Below are 3,527 nucleotides of genomic sequence, written 5' to 3'. Positions count from 1 at the left end.
ACAGCGGATGCGCCACATCGCCCAGACCGATGGACTCAGGATCCCCCGCCACCAACGCCACCCCGCTCGGCCAGAACCGCTGACGCTGGAAGGCATACGTCGGCAGATCGACCCGCCGGGCACCGGTACCGGCGAAGAAGGCCGACCAGTCGACGGTGACCCCGTGCACATGAGCCTGGGCCAGCGCGGCGACGCAGGTCTCGGCCTCGCCTCGACCGGTGCGCAGGACGGGCACGAAGCGGGCGTCCGAGTCACCGGTCAGGCAGTGCTGCGCCATCGCGGACAGGACGCCGTCCGGGCCGAGTTCGACGTACGTCGACACACCAGCGGCCTCAAGCGCCCGCACCCCGTCGAAGAAGCGCACGGCTTCGCGGACGTGCCGCACCCAGAACTCCGCGGATCCCATCTCGTCGGAGACCAGCGCACCGGTCAGGTTGGAGACGACCGGGATGCGCGGGGCGTTGAGCTCCAGCCCCGCCACGACCTCACGGAAGTCCTCCAGCATCCCGTCCATGTGCGGCGAGTGGAACGCATGACTGACCGTCAGCCGCTTGCTCTTACGACCGGCGAAAGCCTCCACGACCGCGAGCACAGCATCCTCGTCACCCGCGATCACGACAGACACCGGCCCGTTGACCGCAGCAATGCTCACCCGATCGGTCAGCAGCGGCAGGACCTCGTCCTCCGACGCCTGGAGGGCGATCATCACACCACCCGACGGCAGCGCCTGCATCAGACGGCCACGCGCAGCCACCAGCACACACGCGTCCTCCAGCGACAGCACACCCGCCACATGCGCGGCAGCGATCTCACCAATGGAGTGACCGGAGACGAAGTCCGGGACCACACCCCACGACTCGACCAGCCTGAACAGCGCCACCTCAACCGCGAACAGCGCCGGCTGCGTGTACTCCGTACGGTCCAACAGCTCCGCATCCGTACCGAAGACGACATCCCGCAGCGGCACATCCAGATCGAACCGGGCACACACCGCGTCCAGCGCGTCCGCGAACACCGAGAAGGCGTCGTACAGTTCACACCCCATCCCCAGCCGCTGACTGCCCTGCCCCGTGAAGAGGAAAGCCGTACGACCATCGCCGGCGACGCCCACGGCGGTCTGCGGCGGCGTCTCCCCGACGGCGATAGCCGTCAGGGCGTCGCGCAGCTCCTGTACGCCCTCGACCGTCAGGACCACGCCGGCCCGGTGGTCCAGGTGTGCGCGGCTTGTGGCCAGCGAGAAGGCCACGTCGGCAGCCGCCGCGTCGTCGAGGTGAGCGGCGAGCGCGGCCGCCTGCGCCCGGACGGCCTCCGGGGTCCTGCCGGAGAGCAGGTACGGCAGGGTGCGGACACCGGAGGGCCGTACGGTCGGCTGCGCCTCGTCGCCTTCGGGGGCCTGCTCGATGATCGTGTGCGCGTTGGTGCCGCTGATGCCGAAGGAGGAGATGCCCGCGCGGCGCGGACGGCCGGTCTCCGGCCAGTCGCGCTGCTCGGTCAGCAGCTCCACCTCACCCGTCGACCAGGCAACGTGCGGGGTCGGCTCGTCGACGTGCAGGGTCTGCGGGAGCACCCCGTGCTGCATCGCCAGCACCATCTTGATCACACCGGCCACACCCGCGGCGGCCTGCGTGTGACCGATGTTCGACTTCACCGAACCCAACAGCAGCGGGCGGCCGTCCGGACGCTCCTGGCCGTAGGTCGCCAGCAGCGCCTGCGCCTCGATCGGGTCACCCAGCCGCGTACCCGTACCGTGCGCCTCCACCGCGTCCACGTCGGCGGCCGTCAAGCCCGCGCTGGCCAGCGCCTGCCGGATGACCCTCTGCTGCGAGGGGCCGTTCGGGGCAGTCAGACCATTGCTGGCACCGTCCTGGTTGATCGCCGAACCCCGCACCACAGCGAGGACCGGGTGACCGTTGCGCCGAGCGTCCGACAACCGCTCCACGAGCAGCATGCCGACACCCTCACCCCAACCCGTACCATCCGCCGATGCGGCGAAGGCCTTGATCCGACCGTCCTCCGCCAGACCGCGCTGACGGCTGAAGTCGACGAAGTTCTCCGGCGTCGACATGACGGTGACGCCGCCGGCCAGCGCCAGCGAGCACTCGCCGTTGCGCAGCGCCTGGATCGCCCAGTGCAGCGCGACGAGGGACGACGAGCACGCGGTGTCGACGGTGACTGCCGGACCCTCCAGCCCGAAGACGTAGGAGACGCGGCCCGACATGACACTGCCCGCGTTGCCCGTGCCGACGTGGCCTTCGAGGCCGTCCTGGTCGCGGGTGATGAGGGAGAGGTAGTCCTGGCCGTTGGTGCCGACGAAGACACCGGCGCGGCTCCCGCGCAGCGACGTCGGGTCGATACCGGCCCGCTCGAAAGCCTCCCAGGAGGTCTCCAGCAGCAGCCGCTGCTGCGGGTCCATGGCGAGCGCCTCGCGCGGGGAAATCCCGAAGAAGTCCGCGTCGAAGTCCGCCGCCCCGGCGACGAAGCCGCCCTCGCGGGTGTACGAGGTCCCCGGCTGGTCCGGGTCGGGGCTGTAGAGGCGGTCCAGGTTCCAGCCGCGGTCGGCCGGGAAGGCGTCGACCGCGTCCGTACCCCGTGCGAGCAGCTCCCACAAGCCCTCGGGGGTGCTGACACCGCCGGGGAATCGGCAGCTCATGGCGACGATGGCGATCGGGTCGCCATCGACGGCCGCGGCGACGGGGAGCATGGCGCCGGAGACCGGGACGCTGCCGACGAGCTCCTCGCGGAGGTACTCGGCCAGCGCGGCGGAGGTCGGGTAGTCGTAGACGAGGGTGACGGGCAGCCGCAACTCGGTGGCCGCGTTCAGGCGGTTGCGCAGCTCGACCGCGGTGAGGGAGTCGAAGCCGAGCTCCTTGAAGGCGCGCTCCGCACCGACCGCGTCCGCTCCCCCGTGTCCGAGGACGGCGGCGACCTGCGTACGGACCAGGTCGAGCAGCTCTCGTACCTGCTCGGCGGGGGCGAGTGTGGCGAGCCGCGCGCCGAGGGTGGGGCGACCGTCGGCCTGCGCGGACGCGGCCCGGTCGGTAGCCGCGTCTGCGGCCGAACGGGTCGCGCGGACCTCGCTGAGCTCGTCGAAGAGGGAGCTGGCACGGGCGGCGGTGTGGCCGGGGAGGTACCGTTCCCAAGCTACGTCGGCCACGGTGACGGAGGCGTCCGCGCCGGCCACGGCCTGGCCGAGCGCCTGGATCGCCGTGCTCGCCTTCATGGGCGGTACGCCGTCGCGCCGCATCCGGGCTTCGAGGGCCTCGTCGGCGGCCATGCCGCCCTCGGCCCACGGACCCCACGCGATGGACGTCGCGGCCAGCCCGGCGGCCCGCCGCTGCTCGGCAAGCGCGTCCAGGTAGGCGTTCGCGGCAGCGTAATTACCCTGACCGGCCGAACCGATCGTGCCGCTCATCGAGGAGAAGAGCACGAAGGCATCGAGCTCGATCCCCAGCTCGACCGTCAGCTCGTGCAGGTTCAGCGCGGAGGTGGCCTTCGCCCGCAACACACTCTCGAACCGGTCCGGCGTC

At 71.3% G+C, this 3,527-nt stretch carries 1 protein-coding gene; it reads right to left on the bottom strand.

Annotated elements, in window-relative coordinates; all coding sequences use genetic code 11:
* A partial coding sequence (locus AQI95_RS42440) for a type I polyketide synthase (protein ID WP_159056716.1) occupies window positions 1-3,527 on the bottom strand: 3,527 nt, incomplete at both ends.

Origin of the sequence: Streptomyces yokosukanensis, assembly GCF_001514035.1 — a bacterium.
Lineage (GTDB): Bacteria > Actinomycetota > Actinomycetes > Streptomycetales > Streptomycetaceae > Streptomyces > Streptomyces yokosukanensis.
This window is presented reverse-complemented; position numbering and strand designations above follow the sequence as displayed.